Source organism: Flavobacterium sp. KH_001 (assembly GCF_057840745.1).
Genome location: NZ_CM174520.1, coordinates 1,999,446 through 2,019,381, shown reverse-complemented (window position 1 = coordinate 2,019,381; position 19,936 = coordinate 1,999,446). Strand labels below are relative to the sequence as shown.

At 33.8% G+C, this 19,936-nt stretch carries 21 protein-coding genes and 2 tRNA genes; 13 read left to right on the top strand and 10 right to left on the bottom strand.

The annotated features are described in order from the left end of the window. The first annotated feature begins 100 nt into the window (after positions 1 to 100). The 4 genes from AC3ITQ_RS08790 to AC3ITQ_RS08775 all read left to right on the top strand — a co-directional run bounded on the left by AC3ITQ_RS08790 (position 101) and on the right by AC3ITQ_RS08775 (position 3,850). The gene (locus tag AC3ITQ_RS08790) at positions 101 to 1,582 is read left to right on the top strand and encodes a helix-turn-helix domain-containing protein (protein WP_489238124.1); all 1,482 of its coding nucleotides are present in this window, start codon (positions 101 to 103) and stop codon (positions 1,580 to 1,582) included. A 6-nt stretch (positions 1,583 to 1,588) separates the two neighbouring features. Next, complete coding sequence (locus tag AC3ITQ_RS08785; RefSeq protein WP_489238122.1) at positions 1,589 to 1,948, top strand: hypothetical protein; 360 nt, start codon at positions 1,589 to 1,591, stop codon at positions 1,946 to 1,948. 395 nt (positions 1,949 to 2,343) lie between these two features. Next, positions 2,344 to 3,060, top strand: coding sequence for a pirin family protein (locus AC3ITQ_RS08780; protein WP_489238120.1), 717 nt, complete (start codon positions 2,344 to 2,346; stop codon positions 3,058 to 3,060). Positions 3,061 to 3,316: 256 nt separating this feature from the next. Then, the gene (locus AC3ITQ_RS08775; RefSeq protein WP_194658030.1) at positions 3,317 to 3,850 is read left to right on the top strand and encodes a YceI family protein; all 534 of its coding nucleotides are present in this window, start codon (positions 3,317 to 3,319) and stop codon (positions 3,848 to 3,850) included. A 265-nt stretch (positions 3,851 to 4,115) separates the two neighbouring features. Here the strand turns inward: AC3ITQ_RS08775 and AC3ITQ_RS08770 are convergent, their stop codons facing one another. Continuing rightward, positions 4,116 to 4,979, bottom strand: coding sequence for a helix-turn-helix domain-containing protein (locus AC3ITQ_RS08770; RefSeq protein WP_489238118.1), 864 nt, complete (start codon positions 4,977 to 4,979; stop codon positions 4,116 to 4,118). A gap of 95 nt (positions 4,980 to 5,074) precedes the next feature. On the opposite strand from AC3ITQ_RS08770, the gene AC3ITQ_RS08765 reads away from it, so the two are divergent. The 4 genes from AC3ITQ_RS08765 (at position 5,075) to AC3ITQ_RS08750 (ending at position 7,507) form a co-directional block, all read left to right on the top strand. Continuing rightward, positions 5,075 to 5,437, top strand: coding sequence for a DUF983 domain-containing protein (locus tag AC3ITQ_RS08765; RefSeq protein ID WP_489238116.1), 363 nt, complete (start codon positions 5,075 to 5,077; stop codon positions 5,435 to 5,437). A 74-nt stretch (positions 5,438 to 5,511) separates the two neighbouring features. Next, a complete protein-coding gene (gene fabD / locus AC3ITQ_RS08760) occupies positions 5,512 to 6,387 on the top strand; it encodes an ACP S-malonyltransferase (RefSeq protein WP_489238114.1) in 876 nt (291 codons plus the stop codon). 153 nt (positions 6,388 to 6,540) lie between these two features. Then, the gene (locus AC3ITQ_RS08755) at positions 6,541 to 6,867 is read left to right on the top strand and encodes a LytR/AlgR family response regulator transcription factor (protein ID WP_489238112.1); all 327 of its coding nucleotides are present in this window, start codon (positions 6,541 to 6,543) and stop codon (positions 6,865 to 6,867) included. A gap of 145 nt (positions 6,868 to 7,012) precedes the next feature. Further along, positions 7,013 to 7,507 (top strand): hypothetical protein, encoded by a 495-nt coding sequence (locus tag AC3ITQ_RS08750; RefSeq protein ID WP_489238110.1) that lies wholly within the window; start codon positions 7,013 to 7,015, stop codon positions 7,505 to 7,507. Positions 7,508 to 7,510: 3 nt separating this feature from the next. On the opposite strand, the gene AC3ITQ_RS08745 is transcribed toward AC3ITQ_RS08750, so the two are convergent. From AC3ITQ_RS08745 to AC3ITQ_RS08725, 5 genes are all read right to left on the bottom strand, one after another. Continuing rightward, positions 7,511 to 7,837 (bottom strand): hypothetical protein, encoded by a 327-nt coding sequence (locus tag AC3ITQ_RS08745; protein WP_489238109.1) that lies wholly within the window; start codon positions 7,835 to 7,837, stop codon positions 7,511 to 7,513. Next, positions 7,822 to 8,016, bottom strand: coding sequence for a hypothetical protein (locus AC3ITQ_RS08740; RefSeq protein ID WP_489238107.1), 195 nt, complete (start codon positions 8,014 to 8,016; stop codon positions 7,822 to 7,824). The genes AC3ITQ_RS08745 and AC3ITQ_RS08740 overlap by 16 nt, the downstream gene beginning before the upstream one ends. A gap of 150 nt (positions 8,017 to 8,166) precedes the next feature. Continuing rightward, entirely contained in the window at positions 8,167 to 9,180 is a 1,014-nt protein-coding gene (gene galE, locus AC3ITQ_RS08735) for a UDP-glucose 4-epimerase GalE (protein ID WP_489238105.1), read from the bottom strand. Between the two features lie 30 nt (positions 9,181 to 9,210). Further along, positions 9,211 to 9,651 carry a nuclear transport factor 2 family protein gene (locus AC3ITQ_RS08730; protein WP_489238103.1) on the bottom strand — a complete coding sequence of 147 codons (441 nt, stop codon included), beginning with the start codon at positions 9,649 to 9,651 and terminating at the stop codon, positions 9,211 to 9,213. Positions 9,652 to 9,654: 3 nt separating this feature from the next. Then, a complete protein-coding gene (locus tag AC3ITQ_RS08725; RefSeq protein ID WP_489238101.1) occupies positions 9,655 to 10,788 on the bottom strand; it encodes a DegT/DnrJ/EryC1/StrS family aminotransferase in 1,134 nt (377 codons plus the stop codon). A 137-nt stretch (positions 10,789 to 10,925) separates the two neighbouring features. On the opposite strand from AC3ITQ_RS08725, the gene AC3ITQ_RS08720 reads away from it, so the two are divergent. Further along, positions 10,926 to 12,158: a 3-deoxy-D-manno-octulosonic acid transferase gene (locus tag AC3ITQ_RS08720; RefSeq protein ID WP_489238099.1), complete on the top strand. Its 1,233-nt coding sequence runs from the start codon at positions 10,926 to 10,928 to the stop codon at positions 12,156 to 12,158. 349 nt (positions 12,159 to 12,507) lie between these two features. Beyond that, complete coding sequence (locus tag AC3ITQ_RS08715; RefSeq protein WP_026985591.1) at positions 12,508 to 12,720, top strand: PG1828 family lipoprotein; 213 nt, start codon at positions 12,508 to 12,510, stop codon at positions 12,718 to 12,720. A 206-nt stretch (positions 12,721 to 12,926) separates the two neighbouring features. Here AC3ITQ_RS08715 and AC3ITQ_RS08710 read toward each other — a convergent pair whose 3' ends face one another. The 4 genes from AC3ITQ_RS08710 to mutS all read right to left on the bottom strand — a co-directional run bounded on the left by AC3ITQ_RS08710 (position 12,927) and on the right by mutS (position 16,466). After that, positions 12,927 to 13,301 carry a DUF1508 domain-containing protein gene (locus AC3ITQ_RS08710; RefSeq protein WP_489238097.1) on the bottom strand — a complete coding sequence of 125 codons (375 nt, stop codon included), beginning with the start codon at positions 13,299 to 13,301 and terminating at the stop codon, positions 12,927 to 12,929. 235 nt (positions 13,302 to 13,536) lie between these two features. Continuing rightward, positions 13,537 to 13,622: transfer RNA gene (locus AC3ITQ_RS08705), tRNA-Leu, on the bottom strand. Between the two features lie 14 nt (positions 13,623 to 13,636). Next, positions 13,637 to 13,709 (bottom strand) — tRNA-Gly (locus tag AC3ITQ_RS08700). Positions 13,710 to 13,859: 150 nt separating this feature from the next. Continuing rightward, a complete protein-coding gene (mutS, locus tag AC3ITQ_RS08695) occupies positions 13,860 to 16,466 on the bottom strand; it encodes a DNA mismatch repair protein MutS (RefSeq protein WP_489238095.1) in 2,607 nt (868 codons plus the stop codon). Positions 16,467 to 16,626: 160 nt separating this feature from the next. Between mutS and AC3ITQ_RS08690 the strand changes: the two genes are divergently transcribed. From AC3ITQ_RS08690 to AC3ITQ_RS08680, 3 genes are all read left to right on the top strand, one after another. Beyond that, entirely contained in the window at positions 16,627 to 17,049 is a 423-nt protein-coding gene (locus AC3ITQ_RS08690; protein WP_375034288.1) for a DUF1573 domain-containing protein, read from the top strand. A 76-nt stretch (positions 17,050 to 17,125) separates the two neighbouring features. Continuing rightward, positions 17,126 to 17,668 carry an RNA methyltransferase gene (locus tag AC3ITQ_RS08685; protein WP_489238093.1) on the top strand — a complete coding sequence of 181 codons (543 nt, stop codon included), beginning with the start codon at positions 17,126 to 17,128 and terminating at the stop codon, positions 17,666 to 17,668. An 85-nt stretch (positions 17,669 to 17,753) separates the two neighbouring features. Further along, positions 17,754 to 19,907, top strand: coding sequence for an Ig-like domain-containing protein (locus AC3ITQ_RS08680; RefSeq protein ID WP_489238091.1), 2,154 nt, complete (start codon positions 17,754 to 17,756; stop codon positions 19,905 to 19,907). The last annotated feature ends 29 nt before the right edge of the window (positions 19,908 to 19,936 follow it).

Here is a 19,936-nt window from a genome sequence, read left to right as displayed (position 1 = left end):
CACAATATTAGAAAAAAGTTTTTTACAAAACAAGCGAACGTTCGCTAAATATTAAAAATAATTTTTTGGCGATTATTTTTAAAATGGTTATATTTGATTTATGGATATCGAAAAAGACTATATAAAGCTGATATTTGGGCTAAAACTGAAGCAGGTTCGAACTCAAAAAAACCTCTCCCTTTTTGGCTTAGCCAAATTGACAAATCTTTCAAAATCGTATTTAAACGAAATTGAAAAGGGAAAAAAATATCCAAAAACAGATAAAATTTTACTTTTGTGTGAACATTTGGACGTGTCTTACGACCAAATGGTGTCTTTGAAACTCGATAACAACCTCGCTCCGATTGGCGAAATCTTAAAATCCGGAATTTTAAAAGAGATTCCACTTGAGCTTTTTGGCATTCAAGAGGCAGATTTAATCGATATTATTGCCAATGCTCCAGCCAAAGTCAATGCCTTTATCAGTACCATTATTGAAATTGCTCAACATTATAACTTAAGTAGAGAAAGTTTCTTTTTGGCCGCATTGCGTTCTTATCAGGAAGCGCACAGTAATTATTTTGAAGATTTAGAAGAGAAGGTAATTGCCTTTTCAAAATCCTTTCAAATTAATTTAGATTCAAAAATCACAATTGAAGAATTAGAAGCCATTCTTAAAGAAGAATACGATTATACTATTACAGAAATTGCTTTTACAGATCAGGAAGCTTTGGGCGATTTGCGTTCGATTTATGTTCCGAAAAGCAAAACCTTATTGCTTTCAACAGAAATTGATGATCCGCAAAGAGCTTTTATTTTAGCTAAAGAAATCGCTTATAATTACCTTAAAATCTCCGATCGTTTACTGACTTTCAGCTGGATTAAATTTGATAATTTTGATCAGGTTTTGCATAATTTTTACGCTTCTTATTTTGCGGGAGCTTTATTGCTACCAAGACAATTGGTTGTGGACAAAATCAACGACTTCTTAAACAATGAGAAACCAAACCCCGAAGAATTCGTCGCTCTAATCGAAAGTTTCGAAGTTTCTCCGGAATCATTTTACCAAAGATTAACCAATTTATTGCCTAAAGATTTTCATCTGAAAAACTTATTCTTTTTAAGAATGTCCCACAAAATTGGTTCCGATGTATATCAGATCAAAAAAGAATTACATATTACCAATCAGCAAGAACCACACGCCAACGAAACCAACGAGCATTATTGCAGAAGATGGGTTTCAGTCAAAACCATAGACGAGGCCATCAAACAAAATAAACCTCATTTTTTTGATGCCCAAATTTCGAGCTATACGCATAGCAACAATGAATATTTGGTTTTTTCATCAGCCACAAAAGATCCTTTTTTACATGATACTATCCGAAGTATTTCTGTTGGAATTTTGATAAATCCCGCAATGAAAAAGAAATTCAAATTCATAGAAGGAAAACCGCTTGTAAAACGAATTGTAGGCGTAACGTGTGAAACCTGTGACGTGAAAAATTGTTTAGAAAGAGCTGCTCCGCCGATTGCTTTAGAACAGAAAAAACGCCATGATAATACGGATGCTGTTGTGCAGCAGTTTATAAATCAATATAGTTAGAAAATCATGAAATATCTTATTTTAATAATAACGTTGCTTTCTATTAACTTAAATCAGGAAACGGATAAACTTAATGGCCGTTATAACTATTTAATAGAAGAAGACAATTCGTATATCCAAAAGGATAAAATTACTTTTAAGGATAGTGTTTTTGTGTTTGATAGCAAGTATATGCCAAAAGGAAAAATTTCTTATGGCAATTTAATTCTATTGGAAAATTTTATGAATACCGATTTAATTATAAGTATTTCAAAAGATCAAATCAAAAAAGATACTATTCCATTTTACATGCATGATAAGCAAAGTTCGGCTGCGAATTATCTTAATGAAGTAGTTGGAAAAGGGAAATTGATTAGGATTAAATAATACGAGTTTCTTTTAATCTCGCAATCCCGATAAGTATCGGGAGCGAAGTAGCAAAGTTTTATTTCCCTTTGAATGTAATTCTCTAAATACAATCTTGTCATCTCGACGAAGGAGAGATCACACAAGCAGCTCGCCAAAGATTGTCGAATTCTGAAAACAAAATTTCTCATTTAGCCCCGATAGAACTGGAAATCCTTTTATGCTGGGGTTCAGCATAAAAGATTGGAAGGGATAGCGGGACTAGACGTCTTTTGAAAAACCAAAATTTCTGCTTCAAAAAAAACCTTAGAATCTTAGCCTCTCAGAACCTCAGCATCTTTTCTTAATCTACATTAAGTGCTTTTCCTCCATGTTGATCGTAAATTTGTACTATAAAAATAACAAAACAACAGATCATGGAAAATATAGTATTGCACAAAGCAGAAACAAGAGGAAATGCAAATCACGGATGGCTTAACGCTTATCATAGTTTTAGTTTTGCTAGCTGGTACAATCCGGATAGAATTCAGTTTGGTGCGCTTCGTGTTTTGAATGACGACACGATTGCAGGCGGAATGGGTTTTGGAACACATCCTCATGATAATATGGAAATTATTACCATTCCGTTAGAAGGCGATTTAGCGCACAAGGACAGCATGGGAAATACGGAGATTATCAAGAATGGCGATATTCAGGTAATGAGTGCCGGAACCGGAGTGCAACACAGTGAGTTTAACCCGAATGCAGATCAGCAAACAAAATTGTTGCAAATCTGGTTGTTTCCAAACAAAAGAAATGTAGCGCCTCGATACCAACAAATTACTTTAGATGTTGCTGATAGACACAATAAATTAGCACAAATTTTATCTCCAAATGCAGATGACGAAGGTGTTTGGATTCACCAGGATGCCTGGTTTAATATGGGAAATTTTGATGCAGGAATTGCAACCGAATATAAAATTAAAAAAGAAGGAAACGGAGTTTACGCTTTCATTTTAAAAGGAAACGTAACGATCAATGGTCAGGAATTAAACACTCGTGATGCTGTTGGAATTTCAGGAACTGATGTTTTAACTATAAAAGCAAATACGGATGCAGAATTCTTATTGATGGACATTCCGATGAACTATTAATTCACACAACACAACTAATACTTTTTTTTAAAGAAACGGTAATCAATCTGAAATTCAGATTATTATCGTTTCTTTTTTTTACTAATTTTTCCTAAAAGATAATTTTAATCTACATGAGAATTGTATTTTTAAGATAATCAATCTAAAAAATAAAAAGACAAATTTTATTTCTTAATCTAGGTTAAGTGCGTTACGCTCACTACCACCGTAACTTTGTCCTATCAAAATGAAATTAATTATTTAAAAAATAAAAATTATGGCAACTACAAAATGGTCAATTGACCCAACACATTCAGAAATTGGTTTTAAAGTTAAACACATGATGTTTACAAATGTTTCAGGTAAATTTGGAACTTACGACGCAACAATTACTACAGACGGAGACAACTTCGAAAATGCAGATATCCAATTTTCTGGTGATATCGCCTCTATCGACACTGCAAACGCAGACAGAGATGGTCACTTAAGAAGTGGAGATTTCTTTGATGCTGAAAATCACCCAAAATTATCTTTTAAAGGATCTTCATTCAAAAAAATCAATGATGGAGAATATGAATTAACTGGAGACTTAAACATTAAAGGTGTTTCTAAAACAGTAAAATTTCCTGTAGAATTTAGCGGAACCATGACTGATCCTTGGGGAAATACTAAAGTAGGTTTAAATATTGAAGGTAAAATCAATCGTAAAGATTGGGGATTAAACTGGAACTCAGCTCTTGAAACTGGTGGAGTTTTAGTAGGAGAAGAAGTTCGTTTGAACATCGAATTACAATTCGCAAAACAGGCTTAATCTTATAAAATAGGTTTTAATTTGGTTGGTTAAGAACCCTGTACTTTTTAGGAAGTGCAGGGTTTTTTCTTTTTTTGGGTTTGCCACAAATTACACGAATTTCCACGAATTATTTTTTTGCCACAGATTAAAGGATTCTATGGATTTTAAATCTGTGAAACTCTTTAATATGTGGCAAAAAACATTTCTGCTTTAAGAAAAAAATTAGTGGAAATTCGCGTAATTGCTTCGCCTGTTCGCTATCGCTCGAGTCGTGGCAGAAAAATCATCTCTCAGTATTTCGAAATTCTGTTGGAGACATTCCGGTTTGTTTTTTGAAGAATCTGGAGAAATAAGAGTAATCTTCGTAGCCGACTGCAAATGCGACTTCATTTACCGCCAATTGTTTGTCGATTAACATTCGTTTTATTTCCAGAATTACCCGATCCATAATGACTTCTGTGGCTGTTTTTTGCAGAATTTCGTTGCAGATTCTGTTTAAATGTTTTAGTGTGATATTTAATTTTTCGGCGTAAAAAGAAGGCAATTTCTCTTGTCTGAAATATTGTTCTAACAGCAATTCAAATTTGTTGATTTTGATATTATACGAATGTGTTTGATGGGAATACGTTTCACTGTATTTTCTTGAAATTTCAATATGAATACAATCAAGCAAATTCAGCATTTTATCCAATTGCAATTTATTATTCTGATTGTTTTCCTGAATCAGTAAATCAAAATAAGGCAGGATTTTTAACATCTCCTTTTCTTCAAAAACCATTTCTGGCCGATTATGAATCGAATGGTAAAAATTATACTCGTTGATTTTTTTCTGTCCGAAATATAAATTATAAAGTTCCTGCGAAAAGATAATTACAAAACCTTCAATATCTTCAGACAAACTCCAGTGATGCATTTGTCCTGGCTGCAGAACAAACAAACTTCCTCTTTTGATTTCAAATTGATCAAAATCGACTTCATGCAATCCCGAACCATTTGTAAAATATACCATTAAATAAGAATCATGCCGATGCGGTTCTTCGACAAAACTGTGGCTTTTTAAATGTTCTGCAAAAGTATTCACATAAAAATCACGATGTACATCGTTACAACTAAAATTCTGAACACTATAAATGGGATATTTCTTCATGACAAATGTCTTTATTGTGCTATAAGTAGCGAAGATATAAAAAAGACTTTTAATTCATTATGAAATACCTTTGTATAAATAAAAACAACAACGTCATGTCAAATACATTAACTCATATCTTAAGCAACGAATGTCCGGTTTGTCATAAAGGAAAAGTATTTAAAGACAATAATATTTTTCTAACTTTTGGTTTACCAAAAATGAATGAATATTGCAGTCATTGTAATTACAAATTCCAAAAAGAGCCAGGATATTTCTTTGGAGCCATGTATGTAAATTACGGATTGACCGTTGCACAAGGTATTGCCACTTATTGTGTTGCTCAGTTTTTCTTCGAGCAAACATTCGATTTACGCATCATTCCGATTATTGCTGTTGTCATTACTTTACTCACTTCTTTCAATCTCCGATTTTCAAGATTAGCATGGATTTATATGTTTAAGGATTATACGAGCTAAAAAAATACTATTTTTGCCTTTCAATTGAAACTAATTTTCAATTTCAAAAAAAAATAAAAAAATAAATTAGACAAATGAAAGCATACGTATTTCCAGGTCAGGGCGCACAGTTTACAGGAATGGGCAAAGACTTATATGAATCATCGGCTTTAGCCAAAGAGTTATTCGAAAAAGCTAACGAAATTTTAGGTTTTAGAATTACAGATATTATGTTTGACGGTACTGCCGAAGAACTAAAAGAAACTAAAGTGACTCAGCCAGCAGTATTTTTACATTCTGTTATTTTGGCTAAAACTTTAGGGGAAGATTTCAAACCAGAAATGGTTGCGGGACATTCATTGGGCGAATTTTCAGCATTGGTTGCTAACGGAACTTTATCTTTTGAAGATGGTTTAAAATTAGTTTCTCAACGTGCTTTGGCAATGCAAAAAGCCTGCGAAATTACCCCGTCAACAATGGCAGCGGTTTTAGGCTTGGCTGATAATATCGTTGAAGAAGTTTGTGCTTCTATCCATGGAATTGTAGTTGCTGCAAACTACAACTGTCCTGGACAATTAGTAATTTCAGGAGAAACTACAGCAGTTGAAAAGGCTTGCGAGGCAATGAAAGCTGCGGGAGCAAAACGGGCGCTGATTTTACCTGTTGGAGGAGCTTTTCACTCACCAATGATGGAACCGGCAAGAGAAGAGTTAGCTGCTGCAATCGAAGCTACTACTTTCTCTACTCCTATTTGCCCCGTTTATCAAAACGTTACAGCAAGCGCAGTCTCTGATGCAAACGAAATCAAAAAGAACTTAATTATACAATTGACTGCTCCTGTAAAATGGACCCAGTCTGTACAGCAAATGATTGCTGACGGAGCTACTTTATTTACAGAAGTTGGCCCTGGAAAAGTATTGGCTGGTTTGATTAATAAAATTGACAAGGAAGCGGTTACGGCGAATGTTTAAATTTTAGTATTTAGTGATCATTTTTTTTTAGTGATCAGTTTAAAAATTATACTTATAAAAAATCCTCATAACTTAATGTTTGTGAGGATTTTTTATATAAAACCATTTACATTTACTCCAGAATCTCAATTCCTTAAAATGAGATTAAATAGGATGAAAGAAGAAAAATTTACATTCATAAAAACGGATAAAAAAATTATAAAACTACATTTTGATTCCATAGCTGTAATTAAAGGCCTAGGGAATTATGTTCAGATTATAACAATAGAAAATATCAAACACACCTATTATAAATCTTTAAAAGAATTAATAGATGTATTACCTAATGAATTTATGAGGGTCCACAATTCTTTTATAGTCAACCTAACCAATATAGATAGCATAGAAGACAATCATATTATAGCCAAAGGAAATAAAATAACCATTGGCAAAACGTATAAAGATTGCCTCACTAAAGCAATCAGTAAATACATACTGTAACCCGTTAACATAAAAAAAACTTCCACACGTATATTATTTACCCACCTCTGTATAAAAAAGTTTCTTATGCTATTTACTATGATTTTATTTGCCTGAACTTAAAAACTCAGCAATGATAAAATCAATTTTTAAAATCACATTAATTATGATAGCAAATACAGCATTCTTAAGTGGACAAGAGATTCAATACCCATTAAAAGAGGACGTAACTTCAATAGACGGAATCATAAAAGCTTCTTATGAAGTGGTTTCAGGCGATATTGGAGAAAAAAGACAATGGAAAAGAGATCTTTCGCTTCATAATTCAAATGCAATTTATTGCTTTCCCACATTAAATTCAGAAGGAGAAATTAAACAGACCATTATGCCTATTAGTGATTTTCATAAATTAACGGACGATATGGTAGTAACAACACCTTTTTATGAAAACGAAATCAATCGTGAAGTACAAATATTCGGAAACATTGCTCATGTATGGAGCACCTATGAAACGAGATTAGTAAAGAACGGCCCGGTTGCCAGAAGAGGAATCAACAGTATACAACTTTATTTTGATGAGAAAAGATGGTGGATTATATCCTGGACATTTGACAAAGAGAGTGAAGCACAAAAAATCCCAGCAACTTTTGACCGACATTAGCTACTAAAGTTCTTTCGCTTCAATAGAATAATTATTTACTATTCCAGTGATCAAATAATTTTGATTTCTTTTTTCAAAGAAGATGTACCAAGTTGTTCTTGTATTTGCTTTGTAAAAAATATAATTTGAACCTAAATATTGGAGAGATTTTGGCGTTTTCTTTTGAGGAGATTTTTTAATTCTTTCAGGAACTGCATCATAAATATTAGAAACATATTCTTCCGCAGATTCAATAAAGCCAAAATATTCTTTTTTATATAATTCGATTGCTAAATCGTCAAGATACTGAATTACTGGAGGCGTAAAAATAACTTCTATTTTCCCCACCATTCTCTAATTCTTCTTTTCGCTTCAGCTTTTGCTTCCTCTGGAGTTAATCCTTTTGCAAACTCAGCATCAAAATCAAAAGTCTCGCGGTCTATTCCTTTAAACTTAGGTTTCTGAACTTCGTATTCCACTCTAGGCTCTTCAACCTTATCATTCTTTTCATTTTCCTCTTTCTGCTCCATAATTCCTACATTTTAATCTTACAAAATTACAAAAATAAATCGAGTCAAAATAAAAATCCCAAATAATCTAATCGATTAAATGGGATTTTTATTGCTGACGGGAGACGCACTGCTGTGCGCCTCTACGTATAATTGAGACCGAATACTAAATTAAGAACGAACTTTTTGTTCCCACTTCCAGGCGCTTGCCATTGCTTCGTCTAAGCTTAATTCTGCCTTCCAGCCTAAAACATTATTTGCTTTATCTGTATTTGCATAGGCTTCAGTAATATCACCTTCTCTACGTGGTTTAATAATGTAAGGCAGTTTTTTATCGCTGACTTTTTCGAAACTATGGATTACTTCCAAAACTGAACTTCCAGTTCCGGTCCCTAAATTAAAGGTTTCTACTTTTTGCAAATTCTTTTTATTGAACAAACGCTGTAAAGCAATTACGTGCGCTTTTGCCAAATCTACTACGTGAATATAATCACGAACTGCAGTTCCGTCAGGAGTTGGGTAATCATCTCCAAAAACAGATAATTCTTTACGTAATCCTACACCCGTTTGTGTAATAAAAGGCACTAAGTTTTGAGGAACACCTAATGGCAATTCTCCAATTTCATTAGATGAATGCGCCCCAACCGGATTGAAATAACGCAATAAAATTGCGTTGATGTTGGTTACTTTCGTAGTATCTGTTATAATTTCTTCTCCAATTTGTTTTGTATTTCCGTAAGGAGACATTGCTTCTTGTACGGGAGCATCCTCGGTAATTGGCATTTTTTCGGCTTGACCGTAAACCGTGCAAGACGAGCTAAAAATGAAACTTGCTTCAGGTTTTTGCTGTAATTCCTGTAAAAGATAAACCAAACTGCTGATGTTGTTTTCATAATACAACAACGGATTTTCAACACTTTCTCCAACAGCTTTTGAAGCTGCAAAATGAATTACTCCGGTAACATCGCTGTGTTTTTTAAAGAAATCCTGAACTGATGCTTTTTCTCTTAAATCTAACTTTTCGAATAAAGGTGTCTTTCCTGTAATGTTTGTAATTCCTTTTAAAACATCTTCTGAAGAATTCGAAAGATTATCAATTATCACAACTTCAAAGCCTTCATTTTGCAATTCGACTACCGTGTGAGAACCAATAAATCCTAATCCTCCTGTTACTAATACTTTCATTTTTTTGGTTGTTTTTTGTGTTGTTTTTTTTTATGTAGTTAATTTGTATGCCTGCCTTGCAATCAAAATCCAATTATTCTTTTGCTTTTGCCATACAAGCATTATTCCGATTTTAATATCTTTATCAACACCACCGTCTTTGGTGTGTGCTGCCAAAACATGTCTCACGATTGCGACCTCATTCTGAATTGCTATGGTCTGATCCTGAAATTCAATAGTTACAAAATCTGATTTTCCGCTAACAATTCCGTCTATAAATTCTGCCTGATTTTGAAAATTACCATTCGAATGAACGTAACTCAATTTTTCAGAAGTCAGTGATTTTAATTTAGCTCCATCAGCATCAATCATTGCCTTACGCAAAATCTCTACCTGATTAGTAACAGCTGTTTCTTCTTTAGCATTAGATTTTTGTGCAAAACCTGAAAACTGAACAAGAATCATCAAAATTAAAATACCTAATTTCTTCATGATTTATTTGTTTAAAAATTCTAAAACAGAATCTGTAATAAATTTAATCTGCTCATCATCAAGCTCAGTGTGCATTGGTAAAGCGATAACTTCTTTTACTAATTGATTGGTTACCGGAAATTGCTCTTCTTTATAACGAGTATCAACATACGCTTTTTGCGAATGCAACGGAATTGGATAGTAAATTGCACAAGGAATTCCTTTATCCAATAAATGCTGCATTAAAGCATTTCTGTCTGCATCAACAATTCTCAATACATATTGGTGAAAAACGTGATCATTCTCGTTTGCATCAAATTCTGGCGTAATGATGTGTGCATTTCCAGAAAGAGCTGCGTTGTATTTTGAAGCTGCCAAACGACGTGCTGCATTATATTCATCTAACAAAGGCAATTTTGCGTTCAAAACTCCTGCCTGAATACTATCTAAACGTGAATTGACACCTACCACATCATGATGATAACGCTCATACATTCCGTGATTTACAATTCCGCGGATAATGTGTGCTAATTTATCATCATTTGTAAAAATCGCTCCGCCATCTCCATAACATCCTAGGTTTTTAGAAGGAAAAAATGAGGTTGCAGCAACATGACCAATAACTCCCACTTTGCTTTTTGTACCTGATTTAGAAACATAATCGGCTCCAATTGCCTGTGCATTATCTTCAATTACGTATAAATTATGTTCAGTAGCAATTTCCATAATCGCATCCATATTCGCCGCACGGCCAAATAAATGTACCGGAACAATTGCTTTTGTTTTTGGTGTGATTGCTTTTTTAATTGCCTCAATATCAATATTCATATTCGTCATATCAACATCAACTAAAACTGGTGTTAATTGCAACAAAGCAATTACCTCAACAGTAGCAGCAAAGGTAAAATCGGCAGTAATTACCTCATCACCTGGTTTTAAATCCAGTCCCATCATGGCAATTTGCAAAGCATCAGTACCATTTGCACACGGAATTACGTGTTTTGCTCCTAAATAATCTTCAAGATTTTTTTGAAATTGATGAACCAAAGGTCCATTTATATAAGTATTTGTATCTAAAACTTCCTGAATTGAAGCATCAACGGTAGATTTTATTTTTTCATATTGACTCTTTAAGTCAACCATTTGAATTTTTTTCATTTGTCTTTATTTATTTAAAACTTTGAGATTAAATTTTTAAAACCAATCTCGAAAACGAAGAACAAAAATAGTTATTTAATACCTTTGGGCAATGAAAATAATTGAAAGAAGCGTAATTTAGCACCAAAATTACATATATGCTTTTTCTATACAATTTAGTTGTTTCTATTGCGGGGGTTTTTCTGAAAATTGTAGCACTTTTTAGTCCGAAAATCAAGCTTTTTATTGAAGGAAGAAAAAATGTTTTTACTATTCTAGAAGAAAAAATAAAACCAACAGATAAGACTATTTGGTTTCATTCTGCTTCACTTGGCGAATATGAACAAGGCTTACCTGTTATCGAAAAAATCAAAGAAAAATATCCTTCGCATAAAATCATTGTTACTTTTTTCTCTCCTTCCGGCTATGAAGTCCGCAAGAACAATAATGTTGCCGATGTTACTATTTATCTGCCTTTAGACACTAAAAGCAATGCGAAAAAGTTCCTAAAATTAGCCCATCCTGAATTAGTCTTTTTTATTAAATATGAATTTTGGCTGAACTACTTAAAGGAGCTGGAAAAAGCAACAACTCCAACTTATCTAATTTCCGGAATTTTCAGAGAAAATCAGATGTTTTTTAAATGGTACGGCGGTTTCTACAGAAAAGCATTAAAAGCCTTCACCTATTTCTTTGTACAGAATGAAAATTCAAAAGAAAAAATCGAAGCTATCGGATTTAAAAACGTTATCGTTTCAGGAGACACTCGTTTCGACAGGGTTGCCGCAATTTTAGAGAGAAATAATACTCTAGATTTTATTGAACAATTTAAGAACAACACTCCTACTATAGTTATTGGAAGTTCATGGCCAAAGGACGAAGCCCTGTTAGCTGAATATATAAATCAGGCTCCATCAACTGTAAAATTTATTATCGCACCACATAATATCAAACAAGACCAGATCTCAAATTTAAAATCTCAAATTTCAAAATCAACGGTTTTATTTTCTGAAAAAGATAACATTAAAGACTTATCAAATTATGACGTCTTTATTATAGACACAATAGGTTTATTGACTAAAATATATAGTTATGGAACTATTGCTTATGTTGGCGGAGGATTTGGAAACCCGGGAATTCACAACATCCTCGAACCTGCAACCTTTGGTGTGCCGATAGTTATTGGTCCAAATTATTCGAATTTTGCAGAAGCAGTTGAACTCGTTAAAATTGGAGGCTGCATTGTAATTTCAGATAGTAGAGAGTTAAAACAAAATTTTGATCACTTGCTTTTGGATGAAAAGTACTTAAAAGAAAAGAGTCAAATCTGCAAGTCCTACATTCAAGAGAATAAAGGTGCCACCGAAAGCATAATGAAAATCGTTTCGTAAGACCTCAAAAACACTAAAAACAGATTTCCATACCGCGTTCAATATAAAAATCGTTTAAATCGCATTATTTTACGCTTATAAACTTGCGCAATAATCACTCAAAAGCAAAACAAAGTGCAAATAAGAGAATCAAAACAGCCAATTCACTTATAGAATATTCAATAAAAAATAATTTAGACGAAAAAATCAATAATATAACATTTTTTTAGTATTTTGGCATATTCTTTGATAAATAAGATAATCGTGAGCAAGGAAAATATTTTAAAAAAAAAGTGAAAAAATATTTTACATATTAAAAAATTTATATCTTTGCCACGAATTAATAATTAACCTTTTATAATAAAGTAAGATGAAAAAAGTATTTTTAAGTTTAGCTGTTGTTGCTGTTTTAACTGTTGTTTCTTGTAAAAAAGCTGATGCTGCTGCTGAGCCAGCTGTAGATTCTACTGCTGTTGCTGTTGATTCTGCTGCTGCTGTAGTTGATTCTGCTGCTGCAACTGTTGATTCTGCTGCTGCTAAAGTTGACTCTGCTGCTGCTAAAGTAGAAGAAGTAAAAAAATAATTAGAACCTAAGTTCTAAAAATTTTAAAACCATCCTTGAGATGGTTTTTTTTTTGCTCAAAATTTAAAAAATTCCAAAATAAAAAATTCCAAATTCCAATAACACACCTTATGTTACTGAAATTTGGAATTTTTTATTTACGATCTTACAACACAACCAACCAAACCTACTGGAATTTGGAATTTTTTATTTTGGAATTTCTTTTCTTAGTCCATCTCATCCTCAACTACTTCCTCATCCTCAAAAATAGATTCATTTGACGAGAAATCTAAAATTTCTGATTTTGAAGCATAGTTTACAATTTCTTTTATTCCTTTCTGCAAAAGCAATTCTGTAGTGTATTTTCGACTTGTAGCAAAGTGAAGCTCACCCAACATTAATTTAAAAAAATACTTTCCTCCCGAGCCTTTAAATTTCAAAAATTTAGCCTGTTCAATATTCACTTTAAATTTCTCAATATCTTCCTCACACTCAAATTTCAACTCATAACTCAAACTGGTAAAAATCACTTTCCCTTTCCTGGAAGTAAACACAAATTTATACTCATCATTAAATCGCCTGCTAATTACAAAAGCACCCATTTATTAATTTTAGATTTTAGATTTTAGATTGTTGATTTTAGATTCTTAGATTCTTAGATTCTTAGATTCTTAGATTCTTAGATTCTTAGATTCTTAGATTCTTAGATTCTTAGATTCTTAGATTCTTAGATTCTTAGATTCTTAGATTCTTTAAAATAAATTTACTTCGCAAATTTATTTTCCAGTGCGTGAATTTACACAATAAAAAAAGCCTCTTCAAAAGAAGAGGCTTTAGTACTCAGAGCGGGACTTGAACCCGCACGAACATTGCTGTTCACTGGATTTTAAGTCCAGCGTGTCTACCAATTTCACCATCCGAGCATTATATGATTTTGAGCGAAAAACGGGGCTCGAACCCGCGACCTCGACCTTGGCAAGGTCGCGCTCTACCAACTGAGCTATTTTCGCCTTTCAAATTCTTGTAAGAACTACAATACCTGACTTGTTCTGTATTGCGAGTGCAAATTTAGGACATTTATTCAATTATACAAGCCTTTTTTAAAAAAAAATTACACTTATTTTATAACCTTCTGATAACCTAAACTTTAAATCTGAAATTTATTTCTTAACAATCATCCTTTTAATTTCATTGAGTTTCATCAATGCTTCAACCGGCGTGATCGAGTTTATATCAAGGCTTAAGATCTCTTCTTTTATCTCTTCCAACAATGGGTCATCCAAATTAAAAAAGCTCATCTGCATTTCATCATTAGCCGATTTGATTCCGTTTAAGGCATCGCTTGAATGGTTTTTCTCTAACTTCTTTAAAAGTTTTTGCGCTTTCAAAATTACAGTCTGAGGCATTCCTGCCATTTTAGCTACGTGAATTCCAAAACTGTGTGCACTTCCTCCTTTTACCAGCTTACGAACAAACAGAACAGTATCTTTTAATTCTTTTACTGCAACATTATAATTCTGAATTCTCGGAAGTGAGTCTGTCATTTCATTCAACTCATGATAATGAGTTGCAAACAATGTTTTGGCTCTTCCCGGATGTTCGTGTAAAAATTCGGCAATAGCCCAGGCAATCGAGATTCCGTCATAGGTACTCGTTCCTCTTCCAATTTCATCTAATAAAACCAAACTTCTGTCTGAGATATTATTCAAAATAGAAGCGGTTTCATTCATCTCTACCATAAAAGTAGATTCACCCATCGAAATATTATCCGACGCTCCTACTCTTGTAAAGATTTTATCTACAATTCCCATTCGAACACTGTCCGCCGGAACAAAACTTCCCATTTGAGCCAACAACACAATTAATGCTGTTTGCCTCAAAATAGCTGACTTACCAGACATATTCGGACCTGTAATCATAATAAGCTGCTGCGTTTCTCTGTCCAAATAAACATCATTAGCAATATAAGGTGTTCCAACTGGCAATTGTTTTTCAATAACCGGATGCCTTCCATTTTTAATATCTAATTCGAAAGTTTCATCAATTTCCGGACATACATATTTATTCTCAACCGCTAATTGTGTGAATGAACATAAACAATCTAATTGCGCCACTAAGTTAGCATTCATTTGAACCGGCTTAATATAAGTCGCAATCCAGGCTACCAATTGCTCAAAAAGATCGGTTTCAATTTTATGGATTCTTTCTTCGGCTCCTAAAATTTTGGTTTCGTATTCTTTTAGTTCTTCTGTAATATAACGTTCCGCATTTACTAAAGTTTGCTTACGAATCCATTCTGTTGGAACTTTATCTTTATGCGTATTTCGAACTTCGATATAATATCCAAAAACATTATTAAAAGAAATCTTCAAAGATGAGATTCCTGTTCTTTCTGATTCTCTTTTTTCAATTCCTTCTAAATACTCTTTTCCCGAAGTCGAGATGGCACGCAATTCGTCTAATTCCTCGCTAATTCCTTTTGCAATAGCATTTCCTTTTGCAATGGCAACCGGCGCATCCTGATTTAAAGTTACTTTGATTTTTTCCCTTAATAAATCGCAGGCATGTAAACTGTCTCCAATAATTTTCACCGCTTCCTGCGGACTTTGTAATGCTAAAGTTTTAATTGGAATAATCGCATCCAAAGATTCTTTCAAATAAACAATTTCACGTGGTGAAACTTTCCCTGCCGCGATTTTAGAAATCAGACGTTCTAAATCTGAAATTTGCTTGATTTGGTATTGAATATTATGCAAAACCTCAGGATTTGATTTCAAATACGAAACCACATCATGACGGCCTTTTATTTTATTGCTGTCTTTTAATGGTAAAGCCAACCAACGTTTTAACAGACGTCCACCCATTGGAGAAAGCGTTCTGTCAATTACATCTAAGAGCGTTACAGCATTCGGATTATAGCTGTGATATAATTCTAAATTTCTAATCGTAAAACGATCCATCCAAACATACGCATCTTCAGCAATACGCTGGATTGCCGTAATATGCTGTACACGATTATGCTGAGTTTCGGATAAATAATACAAAATCGCTCCGGAAGCTATTATTCCTTCTTTTAATTCTTCGACTCCAAAACCTTTTAAAGAAACGGTTTGAAAGTGTTTCGTTAAAGTTTCTAAAGCATAATCTTCTTTATAAATCCAGTCTTCTAAATAAAAACTATGAAAATCGTCTCCAAAAGCAGCTTTGAAATCACCTTTGTTATTCTTCGGAACTAAAACTTCGCTCGGATTAAAATTTTGCAAAAGTTTATCAATATATTCTGCATTTCCCTGAGCCGTTAAAAATTCTCCTGTTGAAACATCCAAAAAGGAAATCCCGATATTTTTATTAGCAAAATAAACTGATGCTAAAAAGTTATTTGATTTAGATTGTAAAACCTCATCATTTAAAGAAACTCCCGGAGTTACCAATTCAGTAACACCACGTTTTACAATAGTTTTAGTCATTTTTGGATCTTCAAGCTGATCGCAAATAGCAACACGAAGTCCGGCTTTGACTAATTTTGGCAAATACGTATTAATAGAATGATGTGGAAAACCAGCCAAAGCCGTCTCCGTTTCAGACCCCGCACCTCTTTTGGTTAATGTTATTCCAAGAATTTTAGAAGCTCTAATGGCGTCTTCTCCAAAGGTTTCGTAAAAATCACCTACTCTGAAAAGCAGACATGCATCAGGATATTTTCTCTTGATTTCGTTGTACTGTTTCATTAAGGGTGTTTCTTTCACCACTTTCTCTTTCGCTGCCAAATTGTAATGTTTTTAAATGAAAATTTATGACAGCGAATTTATAATATTTTGGCGGCATATAGAAGAGCTTCAAAAATTAAAATATTTTTAAGATTTTTTTGATTAGAGATATTAGATTTTTCTATAGATTTGTTCATAATTAAAACAAAGACTCTTAAAGATGAAAAAAATAATTTTATTTGTTATGATCGCTGTAGTTGGAATTACAGCTTCAAATGCTCAAACTGCTAAAAAAGCCAAAGTTGCTAAAGTTCAAGGAGCAGGAATGGTTTTTGAAAACGAAACAATCGATTACGGAACTATCGCTCACAATGCTGACGGTAACCGTCAGTTTGTTTTTGTAAACAACGGAACAAAACCATTAATCATTACAAACACGCAAGGATCTTGTGGCTGTACTGTACCTACAACACCAAAAGAGCCAATCGCTCCAGGTGCTAAAGGAATTATTGGAGTAAAATATGCTACTGACAGAGTTGGTGCTTTTACAAAAACAGTAACTGTTACTTCTAATGCTGAAGGACAACCTACAAAAGTACTTACTATTAAAGGTACTGTTTTACCAGACCCGGTAAAAAGCTAATCTGAAAAGAAAATAAAATAATCGAAAAAGCTTCCTTATCTTTGGAAGCTTTTTTTATGACCTGAATACAACACCAATGAGAAAACTTGAAAACAGCGAACTGGATCGCAAATCGATTGAAGATTTTAAAAAATCAGAAAAAACACCTCTTATAATAGTTTTGGATGATATTCGCAGTTTGCACAATATTGGTTCTGTATTTAGAACTTCTGATGCCTTTTTGGTTGAAAAAATCATTTTATGCGGTATTACAGCGACTCCTCCAAACAAAGAGATTCACAAAACCGCTCTTGGAGCTACAGAAACAGTAGCCTGGGAACATCATGAAAATGTTTTGGAAGTTATTGAAAACCTAAAAAAAGAAAATGTAATAACACTTGCCATTGAACAAGTTGAAAGCTCTATTTTTCTTCAGGATTTCAAAGTAACCAAAAATCAAAAATATGCCTTAGTTTTTGGTAATGAAGTGTACGGTGTTTCGCAAGAAGCTGTTGCCATCTGTGACGGCTGTATTGAAATTCCGCAATTAGGCACCAAACATTCCTTAAATATTGCAGTAAGCGCCGGAATTGTAGTTTGGGATTTGTTCCAAAAATTAAACTGGCCAAATGCTGAATAAATGTTATTTTTCAGTATATCTTGCTTCTAAATGTTAGAAATTGAAATATATTTTTTTATTATTATAAAATTGATACTTTTATAAAATGAAAACTATCAATTTCTTTAAAATAGCCATTATATTTTTTGCTTTATGTTTTTATCAATCTCATGCAAATGAGAAAGTTAAAACATTGGATAAGGCTAAGACAAAATCTGCCAACGACAGCCTTAAATCAAATAAAAGAAAAAATACAAAAACTACGTATGTAATCACTCCTCCTGTTCTTAAAGCAACCGGAAATCAATTATACTGCCCTTTAACCGCTATAAATATTGTAACATCGTTTACCATTTCTCATGATCCTGCAGAACTTGGAACAAAAGCTGTTTATATTCAGATTTCTTCAGGTTACTCTAGTGGTCTTGATAAAATAGAAATTCAAAATCCTGCCGCACACTCATCGATTGTACAAGGCTGGTATCCTAATGAAGGAAAACTAGTATTATCAAGTCCAACCGGAGGAGATGTTTTATATTCTGATTTGGAAGCTGCAATTAAAAATGTGGTCTTCTCTAATTCTTCTCCTATAGCCTCGGGAACCAGAACCTTTTCCATAACAGTTGGTCAAGCCAATTATCTGCCTTCTACAGGGCATTATTATTTATACGTCCCGAGTGTTGGTATCTCCTGGACCGCAGCAAAAGCAGCAGCTGAGACAAGTAGTTATTACGGCCTAAAAGGTTATCTGGCAACTCTTTTATCAGCTGATGAAGCCAAGTTAAGTGGAGAACAAGCCTCAGGAACGGGCTGGATTGGAGGAAGTGACCAAGAAACAGAAGGAACCTGGAAATGGGTTACAGGCCCTGAAGCGGGAACAGTAATGTCTTATACTTTCTGGAATAATGGCGAACCAAATAATCTAGGAGACGAAGATTATGCCCATATTACACAGCCTGGAGTCGGCATTAAAGGCTCATGGAATGACTTATCAAATTCCGGAGATGTAAGTGGCAACTACCAACCCAAAGGTTATGTTGTTGAATATGGTGGATCCGCTGGCGAACTTCCTTTAGAAATAGCAGCAAGTACTAAAATTACAATTCCTGTAGCAACTCCAGATCCAAATCCTGCTCCAATGTGCGATTCAGGAAGTTTTAATTTTACTGCTACAGCAACAACAGGAGCGATAATTAATTGGTACGATCAGGCCACCGGAGGGACTGCAATTCATACTGGACCTTCTTTTGTAACACCACCAATAAGCACAACTACAACTTATTATGTAGATGCAGGATGCGATTCTAACAGAAAGTCAGTTACTGCAACAATCAATCATACACCTACTGCACCTATCGCAGGTCAAACAACTTATAGTAATTGCGGACCAGGACCAGTAACTATTGAAGCCAGTGCAAACATTGGTGAAATAAATTGGTTTCAGGAAGCTATTGGAGGTACAAGTTTACATTCAGGTCAAAGCTACACTCCAATCGTTTCTTCAAGTACGACATATTATGCCGAGGCTTCAAATGGCCTTTGTGCTTACGATACCCGAACACCGGTAAATATTGAAATTCACGCTCTTCCTGTTGTTACTGATGAAACACTTCCTTTGTGCCTGGGACAAACAATTATATTAGATGCCGGAATAGCAGGAATGACTTATTCGTGGTCAACCGGAGGAGAAGCTACTCAAACAATTCCTGTAGATAAAGGAGGAACTTATACTGTTGTTGTTACGAATTCTGATAACTGCTCCAATACAAAAACCATTATAGTTGATGAGCATCTGATTCCTCAAATAAATAACATTAATGTAAATGGAACAACAGTGACTATTAACCTTGTGAAAGACGAAGACTATTTTCAATATTCTGTTGATGGAAGTAATTTTCAAGCTTCTAATGTATTTTATGATGTTTCAGGTGGTTTACATAACGCTTATGCAAGGGATAAAACTGGTTGTCCCGGAGGAAATCCAAAATCTTTCGTAGTACTTGTTTTCCCAGCGTTCTTTACTCCGAACAATGATACTTATCATGATGTCTGGGAGGTAACCGGAATAGAAAATTACCCGCAGGCGCAAGTCACTATTTTTGACCGATACGGAAAATTAATAACACAATTAACTGCTTCTAAAATGAGTTGGGATGGTACTTTTAATCAAGCCCTTCTACCCGCTTCTGATTATTGGTATGCCTTAAAAATCGACGATACACAACCCGTTTTGAGAGGACATTTTTCTTTAAAAAGATAATACTAATTAGATAATGTGTCAATTTGATA

What these genes read in the sequence shown, in the direction of transcription:
- AC3ITQ_RS08750 (WP_489238110.1), top strand. Translation starts at nt 7,013, where the DNA reads ATGATAGCAAATACAGCATTCTTAAGTGGACAAGAGATTCAATACCCA.
- AC3ITQ_RS08730 (WP_489238103.1), bottom strand. Translation starts at nt 9,651, where the DNA reads ATGAAGAAATTAGGTATTTTAATTTTGATGATTCTTGTTCAGTTTTCA.
- fabD (WP_489238114.1), top strand. Translation starts at nt 5,512, where the DNA reads ATGAAAGCATACGTATTTCCAGGTCAGGGCGCACAGTTTACAGGAATG.
- AC3ITQ_RS08775 (WP_194658030.1), top strand. Translation starts at nt 3,317, where the DNA reads ATGGCAACTACAAAATGGTCAATTGACCCAACACATTCAGAAATTGGT.
- AC3ITQ_RS08790 (WP_489238124.1), top strand. Translation starts at nt 101, where the DNA reads ATGGATATCGAAAAAGACTATATAAAGCTGATATTTGGGCTAAAACTG.
- AC3ITQ_RS08690 (WP_375034288.1), top strand. Translation starts at nt 16,627, where the DNA reads ATGAAAAAAATAATTTTATTTGTTATGATCGCTGTAGTTGGAATTACA.
- AC3ITQ_RS08780 (WP_489238120.1), top strand. Translation starts at nt 2,344, where the DNA reads ATGGAAAATATAGTATTGCACAAAGCAGAAACAAGAGGAAATGCAAAT.
- AC3ITQ_RS08720 (WP_489238099.1), top strand. Translation starts at nt 10,926, where the DNA reads ATGCTTTTTCTATACAATTTAGTTGTTTCTATTGCGGGGGTTTTTCTG.
- AC3ITQ_RS08710 (WP_489238097.1), bottom strand. Translation starts at nt 13,301, where the DNA reads ATGGGTGCTTTTGTAATTAGCAGGCGATTTAATGATGAGTATAAATTT.
- AC3ITQ_RS08725 (WP_489238101.1), bottom strand. Translation starts at nt 10,788, where the DNA reads ATGAAAAAAATTCAAATGGTTGACTTAAAGAGTCAATATGAAAAAATA.
- AC3ITQ_RS08745 (WP_489238109.1), bottom strand. Translation starts at nt 7,837, where the DNA reads ATGGTGGGGAAAATAGAAGTTATTTTTACGCCTCCAGTAATTCAGTAT.
- AC3ITQ_RS08765 (WP_489238116.1), top strand. Translation starts at nt 5,075, where the DNA reads ATGTCAAATACATTAACTCATATCTTAAGCAACGAATGTCCGGTTTGT.
- AC3ITQ_RS08770 (WP_489238118.1), bottom strand. Translation starts at nt 4,979, where the DNA reads ATGAAGAAATATCCCATTTATAGTGTTCAGAATTTTAGTTGTAACGAT.
- AC3ITQ_RS08715 (WP_026985591.1), top strand. Translation starts at nt 12,508, where the DNA reads ATGAAAAAAGTATTTTTAAGTTTAGCTGTTGTTGCTGTTTTAACTGTT.
- AC3ITQ_RS08680 (WP_489238091.1), top strand. Translation starts at nt 17,754, where the DNA reads ATGAAAACTATCAATTTCTTTAAAATAGCCATTATATTTTTTGCTTTA.
- AC3ITQ_RS08785 (WP_489238122.1), top strand. Translation starts at nt 1,589, where the DNA reads ATGAAATATCTTATTTTAATAATAACGTTGCTTTCTATTAACTTAAAT.
- AC3ITQ_RS08740 (WP_489238107.1), bottom strand. Translation starts at nt 8,016, where the DNA reads ATGGAGCAGAAAGAGGAAAATGAAAAGAATGATAAGGTTGAAGAGCCT.
- AC3ITQ_RS08755 (WP_489238112.1), top strand. Translation starts at nt 6,541, where the DNA reads ATGAAAGAAGAAAAATTTACATTCATAAAAACGGATAAAAAAATTATA.
- AC3ITQ_RS08685 (WP_489238093.1), top strand. Translation starts at nt 17,126, where the DNA reads ATGAGAAAACTTGAAAACAGCGAACTGGATCGCAAATCGATTGAAGAT.
- galE (WP_489238105.1), bottom strand. Translation starts at nt 9,180, where the DNA reads ATGAAAGTATTAGTAACAGGAGGATTAGGATTTATTGGTTCTCACACG.